The sequence below is a fragment of the Candidatus Desulfatibia sp. genome, from assembly GCF_036446775.1.
Classification (GTDB): domain Bacteria; phylum Desulfobacterota; class Desulfobacteria; order Desulfobacterales; family UBA11574; genus Desulfatibia_A.
The window spans coordinates 1-20,548 of the sequence record NZ_JAZFTO010000285.1 but is presented as its reverse complement, the minus strand read 5'-3'; the positions used below and the strand labels follow the sequence as shown (position 1 = coordinate 20,548).

General features: G+C 42.8%; 25 protein-coding genes. 9 read left to right on the top strand and 16 right to left on the bottom strand.

Features of this window, described 5'->3' with window-relative positions:
* The coding region (locus V3S16_RS13560; protein ID WP_413885812.1) for a hypothetical protein at window positions 1-299 on the bottom strand (299 nt) is incomplete at its 3' end.
* Window positions 300-595: 296 nt separating this feature from the next.
* Here V3S16_RS13560 and V3S16_RS13555 point away from each other — a divergent pair.
* The 4 genes from V3S16_RS13555 (at window position 596) to V3S16_RS13540 (ending at window position 2,708) form a co-directional block, all read left to right on the top strand.
* Window positions 596-1,744: a radical SAM/SPASM domain-containing protein gene (locus V3S16_RS13555; RefSeq protein WP_413885810.1), complete on the top strand. Its 1,149-nt coding sequence runs from the start codon at window positions 596-598 to the stop codon at window positions 1,742-1,744.
* 148 nt (window positions 1,745-1,892) lie between these two features.
* On the top strand, window positions 1,893-2,165 hold the full coding sequence (locus tag V3S16_RS13550) for a hypothetical protein (RefSeq protein WP_413885808.1): 273 nt from the start codon (window positions 1,893-1,895) through the stop codon (window positions 2,163-2,165).
* A 21-nt stretch (window positions 2,166-2,186) separates the two neighbouring features.
* Complete coding sequence (locus tag V3S16_RS13545) at window positions 2,187-2,354, top strand: hypothetical protein (RefSeq protein ID WP_413885806.1); 168 nt, start codon at window positions 2,187-2,189, stop codon at window positions 2,352-2,354.
* 51 nt (window positions 2,355-2,405) lie between these two features.
* Window positions 2,406-2,708 (top strand): hypothetical protein, encoded by a 303-nt coding sequence (locus V3S16_RS13540; protein WP_413885804.1) that lies wholly within the window; start codon window positions 2,406-2,408, stop codon window positions 2,706-2,708.
* A gap of 45 nt (window positions 2,709-2,753) precedes the next feature.
* Here the strand turns inward: V3S16_RS13540 and V3S16_RS13535 are convergent, their stop codons facing one another.
* Genes V3S16_RS13535 through V3S16_RS13520 form a run of 4 tightly spaced genes read right to left on the bottom strand, consistent with a single transcriptional unit; the run spans window position 2,754 to window position 5,426 of the window.
* Window positions 2,754-3,560: a HesA/MoeB/ThiF family protein gene (locus V3S16_RS13535; RefSeq protein WP_413885802.1), complete on the bottom strand. Its 807-nt coding sequence runs from the start codon at window positions 3,558-3,560 to the stop codon at window positions 2,754-2,756.
* On the bottom strand, window positions 3,557-4,789 hold the full coding sequence (locus V3S16_RS13530; protein WP_413885800.1) for a PLP-dependent transferase: 1,233 nt from the start codon (window positions 4,787-4,789) through the stop codon (window positions 3,557-3,559). The genes V3S16_RS13535 and V3S16_RS13530 overlap by 4 nt, the downstream gene beginning before the upstream one ends.
* Window positions 4,786-5,001 carry a sulfur carrier protein ThiS gene (gene thiS / locus V3S16_RS13525; protein ID WP_413885798.1) on the bottom strand — a complete coding sequence of 72 codons (216 nt, stop codon included), beginning with the start codon at window positions 4,999-5,001 and terminating at the stop codon, window positions 4,786-4,788. The genes V3S16_RS13530 and thiS overlap by 4 nt, the downstream gene beginning before the upstream one ends.
* A gap of 11 nt (window positions 5,002-5,012) precedes the next feature.
* Complete coding sequence (locus V3S16_RS13520) at window positions 5,013-5,426, bottom strand: RrF2 family transcriptional regulator (RefSeq protein ID WP_413885796.1); 414 nt, start codon at window positions 5,424-5,426, stop codon at window positions 5,013-5,015.
* A gap of 183 nt (window positions 5,427-5,609) precedes the next feature.
* On the opposite strand from V3S16_RS13520, the gene V3S16_RS13515 reads away from it, so the two are divergent.
* Window positions 5,610-5,777, top strand: coding sequence for a hypothetical protein (locus V3S16_RS13515; protein WP_413885794.1), 168 nt, complete (start codon window positions 5,610-5,612; stop codon window positions 5,775-5,777).
* A 137-nt stretch (window positions 5,778-5,914) separates the two neighbouring features.
* Here V3S16_RS13515 and V3S16_RS13510 read toward each other — a convergent pair whose 3' ends face one another.
* The 8 genes from V3S16_RS13510 to V3S16_RS13475 form a co-directional block, all read right to left on the bottom strand.
* On the bottom strand, window positions 5,915-6,202 hold the full coding sequence (locus V3S16_RS13510) for a hypothetical protein (RefSeq protein ID WP_413885792.1): 288 nt from the start codon (window positions 6,200-6,202) through the stop codon (window positions 5,915-5,917).
* 269 nt (window positions 6,203-6,471) lie between these two features.
* Window positions 6,472-6,726 carry a mercury resistance system transport protein MerF gene (gene merF, locus V3S16_RS13505; protein ID WP_413885790.1) on the bottom strand — a complete coding sequence of 85 codons (255 nt, stop codon included), beginning with the start codon at window positions 6,724-6,726 and terminating at the stop codon, window positions 6,472-6,474.
* Window positions 6,727-6,834: 108 nt separating this feature from the next.
* Complete coding sequence (locus V3S16_RS13500) at window positions 6,835-7,071, bottom strand: hypothetical protein (protein WP_413885788.1); 237 nt, start codon at window positions 7,069-7,071, stop codon at window positions 6,835-6,837.
* A gap of 111 nt (window positions 7,072-7,182) precedes the next feature.
* Window positions 7,183-7,581, bottom strand: coding sequence for a MerR family DNA-binding protein (locus V3S16_RS13495; RefSeq protein WP_413885786.1), 399 nt, complete (start codon window positions 7,579-7,581; stop codon window positions 7,183-7,185).
* A 798-nt stretch (window positions 7,582-8,379) separates the two neighbouring features.
* Window positions 8,380-9,717, bottom strand: coding sequence for a 4Fe-4S binding protein (locus V3S16_RS13490; protein WP_413885784.1), 1,338 nt, complete (start codon window positions 9,715-9,717; stop codon window positions 8,380-8,382).
* 34 nt (window positions 9,718-9,751) lie between these two features.
* Window positions 9,752-10,339 carry a TetR family transcriptional regulator C-terminal domain-containing protein gene (locus tag V3S16_RS13485; protein WP_413885782.1) on the bottom strand — a complete coding sequence of 196 codons (588 nt, stop codon included), beginning with the start codon at window positions 10,337-10,339 and terminating at the stop codon, window positions 9,752-9,754.
* 237 nt (window positions 10,340-10,576) lie between these two features.
* Window positions 10,577-12,301, bottom strand: coding sequence for a histidine kinase dimerization/phosphoacceptor domain -containing protein (locus tag V3S16_RS13480; protein WP_413885780.1), 1,725 nt, complete (start codon window positions 12,299-12,301; stop codon window positions 10,577-10,579).
* Window positions 12,302-12,370: 69 nt separating this feature from the next.
* The gene (locus tag V3S16_RS13475) at window positions 12,371-13,729 is read right to left on the bottom strand and encodes a substrate-binding periplasmic protein (RefSeq protein WP_413885778.1); all 1,359 of its coding nucleotides are present in this window, start codon (window positions 13,727-13,729) and stop codon (window positions 12,371-12,373) included.
* Window positions 13,730-14,278: 549 nt separating this feature from the next.
* Between V3S16_RS13475 and V3S16_RS13470 the strand changes: the two genes are divergently transcribed.
* From V3S16_RS13470 to V3S16_RS13460, 3 genes are all read left to right on the top strand, one after another.
* Window positions 14,279-14,716, top strand: a complete 438-nt coding sequence (locus tag V3S16_RS13470) for an RrF2 family transcriptional regulator (protein ID WP_413885776.1) — start codon at window positions 14,279-14,281, stop codon at window positions 14,714-14,716.
* Between the two features lie 122 nt (window positions 14,717-14,838).
* Complete coding sequence (locus V3S16_RS13465; protein WP_413885774.1) at window positions 14,839-15,387, top strand: ferritin family protein; 549 nt, start codon at window positions 14,839-14,841, stop codon at window positions 15,385-15,387.
* Window positions 15,388-15,487: 100 nt separating this feature from the next.
* Window positions 15,488-15,694 (top strand): DUF3786 domain-containing protein, encoded by a 207-nt coding sequence (locus tag V3S16_RS13460; RefSeq protein WP_413885772.1) that lies wholly within the window; start codon window positions 15,488-15,490, stop codon window positions 15,692-15,694.
* A gap of 153 nt (window positions 15,695-15,847) precedes the next feature.
* Here V3S16_RS13460 and V3S16_RS13455 read toward each other — a convergent pair whose 3' ends face one another.
* The gene (locus V3S16_RS13455; protein WP_413885770.1) at window positions 15,848-16,756 is read right to left on the bottom strand and encodes a caspase family protein; all 909 of its coding nucleotides are present in this window, start codon (window positions 16,754-16,756) and stop codon (window positions 15,848-15,850) included.
* Window positions 16,757-17,823: 1,067 nt separating this feature from the next.
* Here V3S16_RS13455 and V3S16_RS13450 point away from each other — a divergent pair.
* Window positions 17,824-19,146, top strand: a complete 1,323-nt coding sequence (locus tag V3S16_RS13450) for an ATP-binding protein (RefSeq protein ID WP_413885768.1) — start codon at window positions 17,824-17,826, stop codon at window positions 19,144-19,146.
* Here V3S16_RS13450 and V3S16_RS13445 read toward each other — a convergent pair.
* Complete coding sequence (locus V3S16_RS13445; RefSeq protein ID WP_413885766.1) at window positions 19,133-19,339, bottom strand: hypothetical protein; 207 nt, start codon at window positions 19,337-19,339, stop codon at window positions 19,133-19,135. The genes V3S16_RS13450 and V3S16_RS13445 overlap by 14 nt on opposite strands.
* A gap of 20 nt (window positions 19,340-19,359) precedes the next feature.
* Window positions 19,360-20,055 carry a M50 family metallopeptidase gene (locus V3S16_RS13440; protein ID WP_413885764.1) on the bottom strand — a complete coding sequence of 232 codons (696 nt, stop codon included), beginning with the start codon at window positions 20,053-20,055 and terminating at the stop codon, window positions 19,360-19,362.
* Between the last annotated feature and the right edge of the window lie 493 nt (window positions 20,056-20,548).

Here is a 20,548-nt window from a genome sequence, read left to right as displayed (position 1 = left end):
TCGGGAAACCTTTGGCGGAGACGGCTCATAACTTCCCGCCCCACAAAAGATGTGGACATGGCCTGAGGAATAAAAGAGTCAGCCGGAAGCAGACTGATTACCTTTGGTCTGAGCACGTCCTTGACATAGGTTCGTGTGGCGTCGGCCGTGGCAATAAAAATTTCGGTTTCTTTATGAACGCTCTCGGTTACGAAATTTTTCAGGTAGTAATAGACGGAGACTGATATAAGGGCGCAAAACAGCAAGAGAATGACTGCAGACCCCATTTGGAATTTGGTTTTGACTGTTAGTTTTTTCATAATCTGCTATTTTTTCCTTTTTGGTTTGGTTCATTTTGTCGATGTTTTACTTGACGGTGGCTCAGACTTCAAGATATTTAGAAAAATATATTATTTACAGCAAAAAAAGATGGTTAAAGTATATAATAAACAGAATTTTTCGCTGTACTATTCAAATTACGGGAAATGCGCGTTTGAGTCAAGGAGATAAGAATCCGAAAAATTGATCGTTTAATCTAAAAAACATTGCTGTTTCAACCGTTAAGCCGGACAAATTCTGGTCTGGCCGGTGAGGGACTTGGAGATTTATTATTGCTATGGCCTGGCCGAAATTTGTTAAACGTCATCTGTCGTTTTTAAAGAACGGGGAGCGAGTCCGGCCTTCGCATGATAAACACGTCGAGAAAAGACGCTGGAACCTGTGGCAACTGGAGCCATCCATGGCCTGCAATCTTAAATGCATCATGTGTCCATGGAAAATATTCCGCGGTCAGCCCGGAAATATGGATGTTGACATCTGGGAAGCGCTGCGACCCTATCTGGCTGAAGTCCAGTCCATCGATTTTACCGGAGGGGGTGAACCGCTGCTCCAACCCAGGCTGGCTGAGTGGATCCGGGAAGCAAAGGTAGCCGGCTGTAAAACTGGCTTTCTAACCAACGGTTTGATCCTGAACAAAGAAATGATTCACAATTTTATAAGCGCCGGTATTGATTGGATTGCATTTTCGATAGATGGTGCTACGGCAGATATATATGAGAAAATTCGAATAGGTTCCAATTTTAAGAAGGTGTGTAAAAACGTAGCCGCAGTATCCGACTTGCGGGCAGGAAATGCGCCTTTAATCATGATCAATTTTGTTATGATGGTCATGAATTTTCATCAAATAGAGGATATTGTCCGCCTGTCAGCCAGACTGGGTGTGGATCAGGTCAACTTCAAGCAATGCGATGTCATCAGGGGCGAAAACGGTAGAGACTACGGGCTTTTTGCGCCCCAAAAAAACAGGGAGGTACGCCGACTTGAAAAAGCAGTGAGTAAAGCACGGCGCCTGGCAAAAAAATTAAGGATTAAAACCACCGCCTTTGCTTTTACCCCCGATGAATTACCGGTTTGCGCTCAGGACCCCAGAGGCTCTCTTTTTGTTCGCCATGACGGTTACGTAGCTCCTTGCATCAACCTTGCATTTGGCGGCCATACTACTTTTCTGGGAGAAAAGGCCTCGATTGCAACGGTCCATTATGGGCGTCTACCGGATCAAGATCTTTTGGCTCTGTGGGACAATATATCCTGCAAATTCTATCGGGAGAGGTTCAGTCATCGAGTTCGAGCCCATGACGCTGTAATCGTAAATAGTTCTTTTGAGGCGTCATTGCCCAAACTTCGAGAGACTCTGCAAGCAGCCAAGGATGCAATGCCTGAAGCACCGCCGGGTTGCAATGTATGCCACTATCTTTACGGCATTTGACAGCTTTGATGCCTTTGATTTTTTCCTCAAATAGTGTTATCTAAATTATTGGACAGTAAGTTGATAAACAAAAAAGAACTATTACCTTTTTTTAAATACCAGCCCTGTTGTTTAGGCAACGTTAGGGTTTATTACCAGGAGACCAAAGATGGAGAAAAAGATCGCCGTTATTATCAGGGACAGGCAGGCAGAAGCGCTGCGAATGGCCTTAGGTCTGTTGCTGCTGGATGACACCGTCGATGTATTCTTCCTGGACAGCGCGATTGAAAATACCGAAAAGAATCGATTGCACCTCCAGACAGCCGCAGAAATGGAAATTAATCTTTATACCAACTGCAGTGAAAACCAGGACATCGAACAGCTCAGCGTCGAAGAAATCGCGGCCAGGCTAACAAATTACGATATTGTACTAACTTACTAGCCTTTTATCGAAGGGGGCAGCATGCATTTGTTATATATTGTTAAACAGGACCGGGGAGAAACTTTCCGGAAAATTATAAACGAACAAAAAAAAGAACACGAAGTTGAAATCATCGATTTTACGGACGAACCAGATTACGATATGATCCTGGAAAAAATCGAATCCTGTGACAAGGTGATCTCGTGGTAATCCCGGTGAAACTATTAAACCTAAATTGGATTATTGGAAAAGGAGTTAGCATTGGAACTTGGCATACTGGTAAACACCAGCAAAAATTTGAAGCACGTGATCGGTTTGATCGGGGCTGCCCTGAAAAAGGGTCATTCGGCCAGGTTGTTCGTGATGGATGAAGGCACTCGTTTATTGGAAAATTCTAAATTTACCGGCCTGTCGGATCACGAAAAAGTCAAAATGAGCTTTTGTGAATATAATACCGGACAATTGGGGATAAATCTCGAAAATTTGAATACAAAAATTAAAAAAGGTACCCAGTTGAATAATGCCATCATGTGCGAGAAGTCGGATAAGATCCTGGTATTGTAAGACACATTTCTTTTTTGATTTTAAACATACCCGCCAACAGGTATTTTAGGGCAGATCGCAAACCGGTTGTTCGCCATCAATCAATTCGGTAACCGTCGGATTTTCTCCACAAATGGGGCAATTTTTCTGCCGCTTTAACTTGATCTTGCGAAAATCCATGTTTTTGGCATTGAAGGTCAAAAGAGTATTTGTCAGCAAATCGCCCGAGCCGGTAACGAATTTCAAAACTTCCGTCGTCTGGATGGTGCCTAACATACCGGCTATCGCTCCCAGCACACCCGCCTCCGAACAACTGGGAACGGCGTCGGGTGGCGGGGGTTCGTTGAAGATGCACCGGTAGCAGGCCGACTCCCAGGGTTTAACCGTCATAGTCTGACCGTCAAAGCGCAGGATGGCCCCGTGCGAAAAAGGAATTTTGCCGAAAACACAGGCGTCGTTGATCAAAAATTTAGTGGCAAAGTTATCGGTACCGTCAACCACAAAGTCGTATTCGCCGATAATATCCATGACGTTGTCGGCCCTGATTAACTCTTGGTAAGTTTTAACCTGAACGTCTGGATTCAGGGCTTTCATTTTCTCCGCCGCAGAGTCTACCTTTGGTTGATTGATATCTTTGGTGAAATGGATTATCTGTCGCTGAAGGTTGGAGATATCCACCACATCGTTGTCGATTAGGCCGATCGTTCCAATGCCGGCCGCAGCCAGGTAAAAAGCCGCCGGAGAACCGAGTCCTCCCGCCCCGACGATCAATACTCTGGCTTTAAGTAATTTGGATTGTCCCTTGATACCGACGTCTTTCAATAATATATGCCGGCTGTATCTATCAAGCTGTTCTTCTGTAAAATCAATCATAGTCCTTCAAGTCCCTGGTTGATATCGTCAATAATGTCTTCAACATCTTCAATGCCGGCCGACAATCTTAACATCGAATCGCTTACGTGCATTTCCCTTTTTTGGGCCTCGGAATATTCACAAAATATGGTGGTGGCCGGATGCAGAATCAGCGTTTTATTATCGTTGAGATTGGTCGCCCGTCTGATAATATTCAAACTGTCTATAAATTTGAAGCATTCTTTTCTATTATTGAGTTCAAAAGTCAAGATGCCGCCGAATTTGTCGTTAAATTGAGCCTGGGCGGTTTCATAATATTTCGAACTTCTCAAGCCGGGATAATTTGCCGAATTTACTTTCGGGTGTTTTTCCAGAGCCCGGGCAATTTCCAGCGCGTTTACGCAGCTTTTATCGATCCTTAAGCTTAAAGTTTCCAGACCAAGTGTTTGCATGCACGCATTATGAGGCGCTAAACAGGCCCCCAGGTTTCGGTAAACTTCGCGTCTCAATTTTAAAAGCAGGGTAAAATCGCCGAATTTACCCGCATCTTCCTCTAATCTGGCACAGTCTTCCCAGTCAAAAGTGCCGTAATCAATGATCAGCCCCCCGACGGTGGTTGCGCCTCCGGAGATATATTTGGTGCTCGATATTACCTCGATATCTACGCCGAATTGGTTCGATTTGAAAATATACGGCGTCGTGAGGGTGCCGTCAAGAATTACCGGTATAGTGTATTTTTCGGCGATGCCGGCAATTTTGGCGACATCCGCGACTTGCAGTTGCGGATTGGTAATCACTTCAAAAAAGATCGCGCAGGTGTTTTCATCAATCGATTTTTCCAGTGCCCGTGCATCGGTCATGTCGATATATCTGGCTTCGAGACCCCATGGTTTTAAAGTTTTTTCAAACAATGAAAATGTATTGCCGAACAAAAAACGGCTCGTAACAATATTCGCCCCCGCTTGCCCCAGCGTTAGCAGCACATTGGCGATAGCCGCCATTCCGGAAGAAACGGCGATCACTCCCAGGGCATCGAACAGCAGCCGTATCCTTTGTTCAAAATCATCAACCGAAGGATTTGAAATCCGCGAATAGGAATGGCTCGGCTTTTTTCCCTCGAATGACAGCTGGATGTCCTTGGCACTTTCATGTTCAAAAGCGACACTATCATAAAGCGGCATTCTCAGCGCCCCGTGCATATCTTTGGTATGCAAATCACCATGTACGGCTTTGGTAGCAAAACCCTTCATCGCAATGACCCTCCCGCCATCATAAATACAAAATCGACTTCATCATTTTCTTTAACGACCGTGGTGCTGAAATTCTTGCGTTTAACAAAACTGCCGTTGATCTGAACCGAAACCGTTTCAGGTCTGGCAACATTTCTTTCTTCGAGAAGCTCTATAATCGAAATGTTTTCTTTGGCGGTTAAGTAATCTTCCCCATTGATTGTGATTTTCATAACGGATCCTTTCATATATGAAACATGATGTTGTTATCATACTGCTGCTGCCTTAACAGTAATTCTGACAGGGTAATATCGAATATCTTTTTAATTTCTATTTCGGCCCCTTTAAACAATTCTTTGACGGCATCATTTGCAGGATAGGATTTTTCAAGCTCAATTTCTCCTTCCAGCATCTCTAACACCTTAAGAAAACTGACATTGGCAGGATCATCATTTAATTCATACCCTCCTTTATTACCACGAACACTTCTCACAAGACCGGTTTTTAAAAGACCATTGAGAAGCTGCACCAGATAGTGTTTGGGGATCTTTCTTTGCTGCGCAATGTCTTTAAGCTGGAGCAGGCCGTTGCCGTAATTGGCGGCAAGTTCCAAAATCGCTGCAATACCATAGTTTCCCTTGCTTGAGAGTGAAAACATGTTGGTGGCTACCTTTGCTGAGTCAACGGATAACTCCCCAATTGAGCAATCGCAATTGGGGCCGGTTTATAGTTTTGTTACAAAGTTGACCAACAAAGTCAACAATTATTTTTCCACTAAACACAATTTTTTTAATTCTCAAATATCTTTAATAATTTCAGATAGTTTTAATATCAGCTTCGAATGGCGGCAGGACTTCATCCTAACCTTATATCTCCGGATGAGGCCTACGTGGTCGTGGCGGTAGAGGAATCCTATCCAATAAAAGGTGACGTGACGGTGATCCCGCTTCAAGTTCGCCTGAAAGGAGAAACGTTCAGTTTAGGTATGCATATCATTCCATTGGAATGATATGTAAGATCACAAAATATTGATTTGTCAGGCTTCAATCCAGGCCTGAAAATGAGAGTCTATTCAGCCAGCTTTCTCTCGATAGAGTTTTATACCTTCCTTATCCTTAAAGGCTGATGACTTTTAGGGTTCGCCTATTAATGGCATTTGCTGGATCCACGCTGAAATTCTTGTTTAGTTTTAACTAGAATTTCAGGATAAACATTCTTTATAAAAAGATAGGTCGGCACCATAACAATCAACTGCCCCAAAAAAAATGATACTGTTTCATGGACCCTTAACGCACCAAGCAACTGAGTTAATGTGAAGCCCACAAAGACAAGGAAAGTGAATACTCCCCTGATTGCTGACAAAGTTCCAAAGCCTGCCATGAGACCCATTACTATTGATAAAATGGCAAAATCCGAAATAAGTGATGTTTCCATATTTAGCACCTCCAGTGTAAGTTATAATTAACAATACCTCACACAATCCATCCTTCTTTGATATGTTTCGTTTATGTCAGAGAATCAGGCACTTAATAGTCGCATCCTACTCTTTCGCTCCTGGAATGACAATCAAGAACTCCTCTCCGCCAAACCTCCCGATATAATCGTATATTCTGGTAGCTTCTTCTTCCTCAAACTCTTTTATCTTTCGGGGGTCCCTAACCGTATAACTCAAGCCCTTTAGAATTTTCTTGATCTCTCCTGCTTCAATATTGTGATGGTGATTTATGCAAAGTGTTATGCGATTTTTTCCATCTTATATATGAAACAAAAGTTAAAGTGATCATTAATACCAGGGCTGGAAGCAGAACATAATCAAGATACGGCGTAAACGCGCTCATACCGACCGCGGCGAGTGTAATCACCAAAATAGGTGTAAAGCAACACAGAGCCACAAGGATCGTACCGGTAACAGCTGCGTAAAAAGTCTTTTTTGACGGTTGGGATGACTGTTTTTTCATTTATCTCTCCTTATTAGGTCTTTTTAATATATACGATTTTCAGATCAAATCGTAACAGATTTTCCTAACGTTATTTTGATTTTTTCATGCAGCTTGCAAAATCAGTGTTCACACACAGCAACTCAATCTGGCAATATCCTTTTTAAACGAAAGTGCCACAGCCTTTAAAGATTCCGCCAAGGTCGGAAACATGGGCAAAGAATTGATCACCTCATCAACGGTGTTTTTGTTTCTTACCAGCACCATGGCTTCGGCAATCAGTTCTCCGGCATCCGGGGCTAGGATGTGAACACCCATAACCTCTTCGTTCGATGGTCTTTCATATCCAAGACATTTATTTCGCAATTCTGGCAGGAAATTCGTTTGACCATCTCAACGGCATCTTTACATACTGGACATCCGGCACTAAAAACCTCAACTTTGCGTTTTGTACGCATATTTTTTCTCCTCTATTTTTTATTTGTAGAGTTCTTCCAATATAGGGCAATAACCAACAGGCCCTCTGCCTGTGCACCTTTTATATAGACGCAATAGGGCCTTTCTTATCTGCTTAAGATCCGTTATCCTTTTTTCAATATCTTCAATCTTTGTTTCTACGCGTGCCTTAACGTCAGCGCAGGTTGTGTCCGGTTCCACCCGCAACGACAGTAGTTCCGAAATTTCTTTAAGCGAGAAACCAAGTGCTTGAGAACGTTTTATAAATTCAGTTCGCTTAACTTCCTCCAAAGAATACTCTCTATGCCCACTCTTATTGCGGGGAGGTTCGGGTATCAGTCCCCGGCGCTCATAATAACGAATAGTCTCCAGGTTTACGTTTGCCTTTTTAGCCAGTTGGCCGATAGTCAGCTTTTCCATTTTTTACCTCCTGGAATAATATAAGACCCGTACCTTGGTACAAGTCAAGGGTGTGGTGGCAATTTTTTTGCGAAATTATCGGATATACTGAAAATTAGACAAGTTAAATTTGACTATAATGAAGGGCCTGTTGACGCCTAAGTGAGTTACATGATATAAAAAATGTCATTTTTTTAGCAGAAGATAAGAGTTATGATAGCTCAAGTAATAACGAACCTCCCTTTTAAAATGCAGTCGATGGTATGTTTTTCACCATAGTATTTGACTTATGATATGAATCGCTTAAGCTTAAAAGATGTTATGAATTTGCTTGGCGTTGATGTCGTTAACGGCACGCCGAGACAAGTGGAAAGATTCCGCAGATGGATAGAGATTATGGTGGAAAAGCGAGGAAATGCCTTTGTATTGGAGAACAGATGTAGACTTCTCGACCAATGGGATCAGCACATGAAGTTTAAAACCAAAAGTTGTTGTTAATACGCTCTGTTAGACAGTAGATTCGAAAGTCTTGGCCTGAACTATTATTTAAGACATAAAATTTAGTTCACCTTGCAAATATCTATTTTCACAAATTGTGATAATGACTTATCTCAAAAATTGGACCCCATCAATTTTGGAGATACCTTGCAAGTGCCTGTGTTCACTCGAATTGTAATACGATAATAGCTTATCTCAAAAATTATACCCCGTCCCTTTTGGAGATACCTTGCCATCAAAACAACTATCATAACCTGCTGAAATTTAAAAGATACGTTAATCGTATCACCAGGGAATTTTAAATTCAGTCCTCATAGCAATTTATGAAGGAAAACATTTTGCAAAAGCTTTCAATAATTTCGGAGATCCTTTCAGACGAATTTTTCTGGTGAGTAGAGCCCAAACAAGGTTTTTCTCTTGAGCCAGAAAATCGATCCACGTGCGGCTGTCGGCCGTCACCAGCAGATCGGCCTGATCCACATGACCTTCCTGAACTCCAATAGTTTTTTCCCGTATGATAACAGTACCTTTTAGATCTTCTGCTCCCGTAAAGGTGAAGTGAAATATAGCATTAAGACCTTCAGATTGCTTGGGTTGGAAAATTATGGGTAAACTTTCAAGGAACATTTTTGCCGAATTGGGTCGTATGCCGTTCGAAATTCGTTTTACTTTTTTGGAAGGAAACTTGGCGGTAACATGTTGCTCCGCATCGGAGCCTTTAACTACGTAAATGATTTCTTCCACGTCTTTAAATTGCTCCAAATAGCGTCTGGTATAGTCTTTGCGGTTGTCAAGATATTCACCGATGGCATCCCGACCGGCCGGACATACGGCCATGCAGCGATCACACAGTGTTTGAGCCCCGATGGAAAGATTCTGCCACATGGATATTGTTTCTGCATCGCTAATTCGACGCCTGTATTCGGCATGGTTCCGGCTATCTGCGATATTCTCCACCCAGTCTAGAAACCCCCCGAGCCTCTCACGGTAATTGTGTGAGTAACAGGCGCTAAAATTGAACTGTCCATCCCGAGATACCGCACCTACAGGGCAAACCGCTACACATAGCCCACATTCCAGACATGGATTAAAATTCATCGGCTGATCGTATTGATCAACCTTGGACGCTAATAAAATATTGCCCAGTATGACGGCAGCGCCAAATTGTGGGTGAATTACCAGCCGATTCCAACCCATATAACCAAGACCGGCTTCAACGGCAAAGACTTTATCGCAGGTTAACCACATTTTATCTGGCCAGCGACTGGATTCATAAGGAAACCCCGTCGGCATATTTAAGGCCTGTACGCCTTGGGCCTCGAGCCGGTTAACGATCTTTCGTGCTGTTTCATTGGCATACATCCACATATGCTTGAATTCAAAATTAGCAATTGAATGCGCCAAGGTTCTCAAAGAGCTTCTATTCAGCCGGAAAACCATTGCCATGACAGTTTGAACCCCCGGCATTACATAAAGAAGATCTTGACGATAGTCCGTCATGGCGGCACGGTCAACGTCGACAAAGCCGACATCGTCGACCCCGGCCTCAAGCGCAGTTTTTTTGAGCCAATCCGCCTTTATTTCAGCAGTCTCTTTTGATTTTGTAGTTGAAAGCTGGTGGCGGTATTCTTGAACAGTAGGGTGATCTTCAATACGCATGGCTTTACCTCCAAGTTGTGTATATTTATCAATATTAACTCTCTAAAATAAATTCAAAAATAAATTTAATATGATTTTTAAGCGGTCGTGCACTTTGCTCGATTTTCATCCTGACCAGCGCACCCTGCCAGCTGGTTAGAATGAAATCCGCAGTTTCGGCTATATCCAGGCGAGCAGAGATGTCATCCCTCTGCCGGGCCTCCTTGAGAGCACGGGCATAAAAGTCTGTCATAATGTCAACCGATTCTTTGAGTTTGATCCGGAATGCCGGACTCAGGTCGCCCATTTCCTGCGCCAGATTGCCGATTAGACAGCCACATGTGAAATCTATGGATTCAAAAATTTTGATAAATCCTTCCAAGAAGCGCTTAATCCGTTCAAGGGGTGGAACGGATTGATCGTCAAAAACCAAATTAGCCTGTTGAGAATAGAATTCAGTAAAATAATCAATGATCTGAAGCCCAAAATCTTCCTTGTTTTTGAAATAGAAATAGAATGATCCTTTGGGAACACCGGCGGCGGTGAGGACTTCCTGAATGCCGGTATGGTTATAGCCCTTGCGGTGGATTATTTGTGCTCCGACTTCTATGATCTTATCTCTGCTGTTAGTCTTTTTCATCATTATTAGGTAGGTTTTTCTTTTACTAATAGACCGGTCGTCTATAAAAGTCAAGAAAAAAATACTAACATATTGTGCTATCGGGGAGCAAGTTAGCCCCGCTTATATAGAAATTCAAGAGGAAGAGGCCTCGAGACACGCCATGTTCTATTTACTCCCATTATTAAGCCCTTATTCATAAATTCCGAAATCGACTCGGCTGAGCTCGTCGCAGGCCGCAATCCCAAATCCCCAATCGAATCATATCCTTGGTTTATACTTTGCCCTTTTTAATAAGAAATGAAACTGGGTACCTTCAGTTCTATTTAGCTCAATTTTCCCTTCAAGCTGTTCTGCTAACATTTTGACCAGGTGCAATCCCATTGTATCCGTTTGTTCTATATCCAAATCCTCTGGGATACCTACACCGTCATCACTGACAGTTAATTCAAGCTCATCTTCATTGGTTGGTTGCAGGGCAATGCTAATATTACCTTCTCTCTGCCGGGGAAATGCATGTTTCAATGAATTGGAAACCAGTTCGTTGATAATCAATCCGCAGGGAATAGCATTTTCAAGGTCGAACGAAATATCATTGATGTCAATATTCAGTTTTACTTTGTTTGTATCAACCCCATGGGCCACAGACAAACTATTCACAAAGCTCTTCACATATTCACCAAAATCAATATTGGCGAAGTCCTTGGACTGGTAAAGTTGCTCATGAACAAGAGCCATGGATAATATACGGTTCTGGCTCTTTTTTAATATATCAGCATACTTTTTATCCTCAATTTTATCGGCTTGTAGGTTGAGCAAGCTGATAATAACCTGCATATTATTTTTGACTCGATGGTGAATTTCACTCAGAAGGACTTCTTTCTCTTTGAGCGATGACTTGATTTTTTCTTCGGCCTGCTTGCGGTCGGTGATGTCGCGCCAAATGCAGTGGCAAACAGGGTGCCCCGCGATCTCAATCATCTGTGCCGTTACGTGAACATGCCTGATTTCGCCCTGCTTGGTGCGCTGGAGAGTTTCAAAATCGTCGTACCCTTCGCTCGATATTTTCCGAATGTGAGCCTGGATTTCTTTGGCTGTTTCCTTAGCTTCGATATCGGACACCCGCAACAGGGCAAACTCCTCCTTCGAATAGCCTAACTGTCGACAGACCTGATCATTAAACTCGATGAGCTCGGCGGCTTCAAGATCCAGGACCACAACTCCATCTGAATCTTGCTCGAAAAAGGTACGATAGCGGCTTTCACTCTCCTTTAAGGACGCTTCAGTCTGTTTTCGTTCCGATATCTCTTTCTCCAGCGAGACCGTCTTCTCTGATATTTCCCCGTCTCTCATTTCCAATTTACGACAAAGTTCATTGAAGGCATCGATGATATTCTGAACTTCAGTCCTTTGATTGGTAAGTTCGGAGGTTTTATATTTTCCGGAAGATAAAGATGCCATGTCCTTTTGGAGATTTTCCAGCGGGCGTGAAAGATATTTGTTGATCAGAATGTTGATCAACAGATAGATGGTAACGATGGCCCCTGTGACAATAATGCCGCCCATGGTTAGCAGCTTTTTTTTGTGTGCCATCCAGAGCGTATTAGAGAAAAAAACTTCAAGATGCCCCACCGACTCTGAGTTTTCATAAAGAATATTTCTGGCAACCCTCACGGAAACGCCTTCATCAGTGACACCTTCGTTGAAAATAATCTCCTCATTGTGATCTTTAAGAATCAGTCCCGCGATTTGCGGCGAATTCAACAAAAGTTTGCCGAGTTTTTTGGTGTTATTCAGGTCGAAAAGCCAGAGCTGAATAGAGAACATGTCGGCTATGCTTCGGGTCTGTTGTGATATGTAGCTGTTGAATTCTTTTTCTACTATCTTTACGGATATGAAATAGTAGACCGATCCGACAATGATGCTGACACACAGTACAACTAAACCTATTCCAACGCTTAAATCTCGCCTTATACTTTTGTACATGTTTTCCTCATCTATACAGCTTCGTGGATAAATTGACGAATGTCAAAAAAATCAACCAATCCTGTTATTCTATTTTCCGAAAAATTGCTGTAAAACTTGTTTTTTCAGTTTGTCATAGGTCCCGTCCGCTTTCATTTCGGCCAGCGCCGAAGACACGGCCGGAATTAATTTCCGGTGCTTTTTGTGAATATAAAGGTGCCCCGGAATCTTAACGATAGGCGGGAGCAGCCTCTCGATGCCTCTGATATTGAGGTCTCTCATCGTTTTTTCCGCGATAAACTCCCATTCCACTACAGTATCCAGCCTGCCTGCGTCCAGCATTTGAAAGAGCCGGTCCAATGTGGGCAGAAAGGTTCTTTTCCCCGGCAAGTTTTTTTCGAGAATCTTTACACCGATCCTGGCGCCGTTGTGATATTTTCCTATGGATTTCCAACCCTCAACGGGAAACCTATGCCTTTTCGAAAAAACAAATAATTGCAGTAAAACCGTCGATTCAGGGATTTGCAGCAAGTTGTAAGTATTTTTCGGCACAATCTCTTTGATATTGGGCACGCGGTTCGCGTCGCCGTCTCCTTCTTCGTTTGCAAGAACCAAGGCTCTCTGGGCTGAATCAATATGAACCAATTTCGCCTCCAGGCCGATCCGTTTAAAGGCCTCTTTCAGTCGCGCCCCTATAATATCCTTTAACGGTGAGTCCGCCCCGATATAAAAGGTATAGGTTCGTTTCTCCTGTTTTTTACACCCGCTCAAAGCGGCATTAAATTTTTCTAAAAATCCTGAATTTTTTCTTAAAAAAGCTTTACTAAAATAAATGCCGCCGGGAATTTCCCGTATGATGAATGTCTTGAAATTATCAGGATCCAGAGACAGGTTTTCAATCGATTTTTCTAAACCGTGAGCATTCATAAAAGCCACGTCAATCCGATTGGCTACCAGCATTTTCATCATCTGATCAGGACTGTCTACGGAGATGATTTCCTTGATGATTTCCCCCTTTTTTCGCCTGTCTTCAAGCCACTTAAATCTTGCACTGCCGATATCGGCGGCAAATCGCCTGTTTTTAAAGTCTATATCATCGGGGGAAATCTCGGAATCTTTATGGATAACATAGAGCCATTTGATCGTGAACATCGGCTCGGAAATAACGGCATAACTGTCTCGCTTGTCATTTTTTGTCGCTATGAAAAAACCATCAAATGTCCCATTCTCGGTACCCCTCTGAGCGCGCTCCCACGGGGGCATCTTCGTGATTGTGAATGGCTGGTTGATCATATCCATGGCACACCTTACGATGGGTTCGCTCTCTGCAGACAGCCTGTGCCCCTCTCTTTGGGTGGCCAATTTAATCTCACCGGCCGCAGCCAACATACGTAAAGGAAAAAGGATTGCAAAACATAAGGCTACAAAAAAGATCCATCTGGTTTTCACATTCCATCCTCATATAGGGTCGTCTATCTATTTGCTCTTGATTTTCACTGTCCTTTTCGAGTTCTAACAGTTGCCAACAAGTAGATCCATATGAAACTTCGTGTACTGTCCGGGTTTCCTGTTCCAAAGACTTCAGCAATAGTCTATAGCTACTCAATTTTCAGCACAGATCGAAGAGGTACCGATAAATCGTAATCGCTTCAGGAATAATACGAAATATAGAAAAAAGAGTGTATTAAAACATTATCTTTAATTTAAAAATGCATGTCAAATTTATTTTGACTTAAAAACGGAAAAACGGAGTGTGATTCGGCTTAGATGAGAAATAGGGATCAAATATTTTTCCATAATCACATTGTCCATATCATATGCTAACCACTCCTTTGTTTTTGCCACTGATAGGCATCAATAAGTAACAGCAATGTTGCAATAATAACAAATTATCACCTTCCTAAAAATTAAAGAATAAAAAAAACGTTTGACATTAATTTTGAGGCCTTATATAGGATAAAAAAGATCCTTTTAATTCCGTTTAGCCAAGGTGAAATTATGCGACTAACAAGAGCTGGTGACTATGCAGTCCGCTGTGTCCTCTATATGTCTAAACAGAAAGAGGGCATAGTAGTAAGCCGCAATGAAATTGCCCGAACGATGGACATTCCGAATCAATTTCTCGGTAAGATTGCACAGCAGTTAGCTCGATCTGGTATCTTCGAAATTGTTCAAGGGCCAAAAGGGGGCTTTCGTCTTTTAATTTCACCTGCAAAATTAAGTCTTCTGGATGTGGTTGAAGCCGTTACGGGCGAGATATTCCTTAATGACTGTGTTTTGAGACCTGACTCCTGTGCCAGGAGTTCCAAATGTGCAGCCCATTTTGTCTGGCAAAAGGCCAAAAATAAACTAAGGGAAACGCTGCATGAGGCAACTTTTACCAAACTGGTTAAAGAAGAGAGTTGTATGACTCAGTCGATGACGCTTGGCGATTAACAACAACGGCTCAACGTGTAATCAATAACTTGCAATGCACGAACCGTAAAGGAGGAAATTATGACTACACCAAAACAACTAACAACAAAAAACGATCAATTTTAAAGAAAGGAGACAAGAAGATGAAAAAGTATGTATGTTCAATTTGCGGATATGTTCATGAAAGAGAGAACCCACCTGAAAAATGCACACAATGTGGTGCTGCTGCAGAAAAGTTTAACGAACAGGTAACCGGTGATCTGGCCTGGGCTGATGAACACAGAATAGGTGTTGCAAAAGATGTAGATAAGGAAGTAATTGAAGGACTAAGAATGAATTTCACAGGGGAATGTACAGAAGCCGGAATGTATCTTGCCATGAGCCGCCAGGCAGACCGTGAAGGTTACCCTGAAGTTGCCGAAGCATATAAACGGATTGCTTTTGAAGAAGCAGAACACGCAGCCAAATTCGCCGAGCTGCTTGGAGAAGTAGTTGTTGCTGACACCAAAGCCAACCTAAAGGCGAGAGTAGAAGCAGAACATGGCGCTTGTCAAGGTAAAAAAGACCTGGCCACTAAGGCAAAGCAGCTGAACTATGACGCAATTCACGATACAGTTCATGAAATGTGCAAAGATGAAGCTCGCCATGGTCAGGCTTTTGCCGGTCTTTTGAAACGTTATTTTGGAGAATAATTTATAATGAGTCCCCGGTATATACCTGCCGGGGATTCCATAAAAATTAACTAAAGGAGGAAAAAAATATGGGAAAAAGGGTTCTTGAAAAATAAAATCTATGGTTGAGCATGTTGAGACACCTCTGACAAAAAGATTTAAAGGTAAACCTGATGAATTGTTTTCTGCATCCAGACTTCCGGGCGTAACAGATGTGACCTATGAAACCAACTCTGCTGATCTGGCACTTTTATTCAGACCTCTTCCCCGAGTTCCTGTAATGCTATTGTTCTGGGATGAAGATCGTTTTGGGGTCGGGCCACGATAACCGACTATAATAATTGTAAATGTATCCTAAAATTGGCTCTGAAATCGTCTTAAACGACTCTTTTTGACCCTAAAAAGGACCTTTTAAGCTAATCTCAGATTGGTACCAGGAATCAACACATTAAGTTGGTCAGGTGACATCACAAAATATTTCTCATTTACGGGGAACAAAAAGGAAGTCTCCTCCGTCGTGCCCAGCTTTGCGAATATCAGAATACTCCGGTGTCTGATCTGTATTCACCATGACTGGGCGTCGAATCTGACTAAATAAGAGCGTAGCATCAAGAATCCCCTGGTTTTCATTAAGGGCATCAATTTGCCCTAACGTCCGGCGGTATCCATTGATTGCCCTTAGTATATCTGCTCTGGTTGCATTTAAGAGAAGTTGGAGCTCAAATCTATATTTATCTTGGAGCAGAACAGCCATAGCTTTGGCATCATTCACGGCGGTGCGGAGCTTGGGGAGGTGTCGGTAATCGTTGTTCCCCACAATCAGGGCATAGTAGGAACCGAAGTCGATTTCAGCTATAGATTTTGCCAGCCGGGCCGCTTTGCGCCGTTTTCGCGCTGCCTGGCCGAAGCGTCCCTCGGGGTATTTTGCAAGATAGGCGTCAAAGTCCGCAGGATTTTTGCTCTCCTTTACAGACTCCCAAAACTCCAGTTCTTCGCGTTCGATTTCAAGTGCGGCCAGGTGTCGTGATAAGCGCCGGGCATGATCTGCATATTGTCCTTGCGGATAAAGGTGCAGATATTCTTCAAAATCCTTTGGATCCCGGCTTGCTTTAATGCCGTCCCAGAGGGCCAGTTCTTTGGTTTGTACTTCAAGACTGATCAGGTTTTCTATCCTTGATTTTGCAATACCGGCAAAAATGCCATTTGGAAAGGCCTGTAGAAAATTTTGAAAGTCACCGGTGTTGCGGCTGTTTTTAACCTTATTCCACATTTCCATCTCAAGATCATACGTTTCCTTAACGGCGGCAGTCAATTTCCTGATACGATTTTGGGCAACGTTTGCAAATTGACCACGGGGGTATCGTTTAAGATAGACCTGGATCTCATTCACGTTCGTACTGCCTTTAACCTGGTTCCACAATGCCAGTTCGGCGTCTAGGTCCGCAGCCGCGGCTGCGGCAGCCCTGAGCCGCTGTGTCCGGGCTGAGGCAAGGTCAACAAAGAGTCCTTAGTGAGTAAGCCGCCGCCCGAGACCGCATAATTACCGGCGATTATACTATTGTCAAAATCGATAAAGCCTACTGAATATTGGATATTCCAGACATGGGGAAAAGCGGTCCATGTGCAAGTGAATTTACTTTCAATTTCGATCTGGTCCGTAGACAAAACAGAGAGCTCTGTATAGGCATCCCGGCAGAATACAGGAGTTCCAATCCATCTAATCGTAGCGTCAATTTTAAATTTTATCTACAAGGTCTGTTTGTCGAGTCCGACTTGAATGAAGTATGGGTTTTTAATTGAGGCAACACCCGGTATGGGCCCGCCTTGAACAAACCACGAGATAGAGTCGTCCGTGCATTCCTTTATTCCGGGATCCGATTCGCATTCGTGCCCTAATTTTAATCGCAATCCACAGCGCAGAGTGGATAAGAGGCTTATATTAAATGTTTTTGGAGGAAAGAAGATATGCAATATATAGATATTTTTGTTGATTCTTACAATTGCAGGTTACTTGCCGCAAGCATGCATTTGGGAAAAGTGAAGATTAGTAGCCAACATCATCATGTCAGGACTCCTGTCTATATAGAAAAATTCCCCTGATGCGAAGAGCAAGGCCAAAGAACAATTAAAATGCACCCCGGAACTCCAACCACTAAAGAGGTTTCAGAAAGTTGTTTACTTATTTATGGATGTCCCGCAAATAACCATTTACTCCAAATTAAACCAAATGAGTCAAGAGCAGACTTGACCCCTTTATTGTAAAAAAAGGAAAACAATAAAATAGTAACCCTGGTAATATCACCTAAAATTTGTACATCATTCCGCAAATCGCCTTCACACTATTAAGCCTATAATAGAGGTATAAATCACATTATCCGCGCTTAAAATGTGATTTTAATCACAACAACACCCTTAAAACCTTGACAACATTGTCCGGATGGTACTATAGTACGGATTATGAAACGTGATATCTATTTGAAATTGCTGAAATGGAAAACGTCCAGACAGCGCAAGCCTCTGATATTGAAAGGTGCGCGCCAGGTAGGCAAGACGTACATTTTGCAAAAATTCGGGCATAAGGAATATGATAAGGTTGCATATTTTAATTTTGAGGAAAATCCTACGCTTGACGATTTTTTTAGACAAAAACTGGATCCGGCCAGCATTATCGCTAATTTGGAAATTTACATCGGAAAAAAAATAGCCCCTGAACAGGACCTGATCATTTTCGATGAAATACAGGCCTCCAATTATGCGTTGAACAGTCTGAAATACTTCAGAGAACAGGCGGGTTCTTATCATGTTGCTGCTGCGGGTTCTCTCATCGGTATCAGGCTTTCTCGCCCGAAGTCTTTCCCTGTGGGCCAGGTGAATTTTCTGGATATATACCCGATGACCTTTATGGAATTTCTGGATGCTGTGAAAAGATCCGAATTAAGACGTTTAATTGAGACTCAAAAAGAAGTTACACCGTTTCCAGAACCATTTCACAATGAACTTCTTGATTGGTTGAAAAAGTATTTTTTTGTCGGTGGAATGCCGGAACCGCTGCGATGCTTTGTCGACACCGGAGATTTATCAGAGGTCAGGGACCGCCAGAAGGAAATCATAAATTCTTATCTGCTCGATTTTTCTAAGCACGCGCCGACTTCTGACATTCCAAAGCTGGGTCTGATGTGGAATTCAATTCCGGCTCATTTGTCTAGAGAAAATAAAAAGTTTATCTTTTCAGCGGTTCGGAAAGGCGCCCGGGCCAGGGAATACGAAAATTCCATTCAATGGCTGGAAGATGCCGGGCTCATTTACAAATCCTACCAGGTTTCCACAGCCGGTTCTCCCTTGAAGGGCTTTATGAACCCAAGCAATTTTAAGGTGTTTGCCCTGGACGTCGGTATCCTGGCGGCTATGGCAGGTATCCCTCCGAAGTCGCTGGTTGAAGGCTCCCATCTTTTCAATGAATATAAAGGCGCATTTGTAGAAAACTATGTAGCCCAGCAACTTAAGTCGGAAAAAGAAATCGATCTATACTATTGGACCAGCAAGGGAAAGAGGGCTGAACTGGACTTTTTGTGTGAGATCGAAGGCGGCATACACCCACTGGAAGCCAAGGCCGGTGTAAGCCCGAAAAGCAAAAGCCTCCTTTCCTACGACAAACAGTTCAACCCTGCGGTGCTGTTCAGGACAACGCTTCTGAATTTGCGAAAGGATGGGAAAATATGCAACATTCCCCTTTATGCTGTGCATACTTTTCCAGAAATCATGGAAGTTAATTACAGGTGATTTGATTGTATCTTATTATTTCATCGGACTTCGTAGAAACATAATATTCCCATTCCAAAGGTATGGGTATAATGTTTCCTTCCGAGATTTCTTTTTCCTTTTCAACTTTAACATCATCCGCAAATGCCCAATCCCAAGAATATTCGCCTTCCCTCCTAGTTAGAATGAGCTGGGGTCCGTGTTTCACCATCATCTCAGGGTATCCACAGGCCCTTATCCTTTGCTATGTTTCGTTTTGCACGCCACCAGCAGGAAGAGCACGGCCGCAATAACTGCAATGGTGATCCAGAGCAGACCCCAGAATATAGTGGGAAGGTGGGTAAGTTCTGCCAGCATACGAGCATCCGAGCGGAGGTAGGGACGATCCAATACGTCACTCTTGATGTCGAGTACGGCATAGAGGCAACTTGTCAGACCGATCACCTTCAGTATGAAGTCATTGCTGTTTTCGGACAGATACTTACCAGCAGCGATCATAGCCAGCCCTGAAAGGAGACCGAAGAAAATCCCAAAGCTAATAATTGGTCTAACAAATAGTAATGAGATTAGAATCATGAGCCCTCCAATGACCGTGGCAATTGTCTGATCATAACGGGTGCGGGTGGCGAGCACTAAGATGACACCGCCCAAAACCAAGCTTCCCAAGTACCCTGCGGAGAGCGTGAGAAATCTATTGCCTCCGGCCGTCACACACACACCTCCCTGCGCAGCAACGATACGAATCTCCTTGATAGACCCGCCTGTGATGACTGCCATCACACCATGGCTCAGTTCATGGAAAAACACTACGAGAATCTTCAGGGGATAGACAACCCGCGTGTTCCAGAGATAAACAACAGCCAGCAGGATAAACAGGAGGCTGATTAATTCCTTCCACTGGATTTTTCGAGAGGTTTGTTCTGGATTCATTTAAACCTTCGCAATGACCATTCACGGCTGTTTTGGAAAATGAATTGAAAATTATTTTTCATATCCCATTTTTTTTCTTTTGCCAAGGGAAAGATTTTCTAAGAATGTTTCCATAGGGGTTCTTCCTTGGCATTTTTTCCTCTTTGGCTTTTTCCAAAGCCTTTACCTGAGGCTCGGTAAGAACTTGGCCTGGAAAATATTTTCTGTATAGATATTTAGCTTTTTATGATATAATTATTATATCGATATCGATGTTTTTTCTTCATGGTTACTATACTGCTCAGGCAGTTACACAATTTAAAATCCACCGTTAAAGCTTTGTCGCCATTGGACAGCAGGAGCCCTGAAAATATCGAAATCAATATCGTTGTACTATAAATACAAAAAGCGTATTTGAATTCTGATCTTTCAAACGCGATCTAAGAGGTCATATCTATGCGAGCGCATTATAATATTTTTTATTGGTCAATGATTATAATCCTCTTCAGTTTAT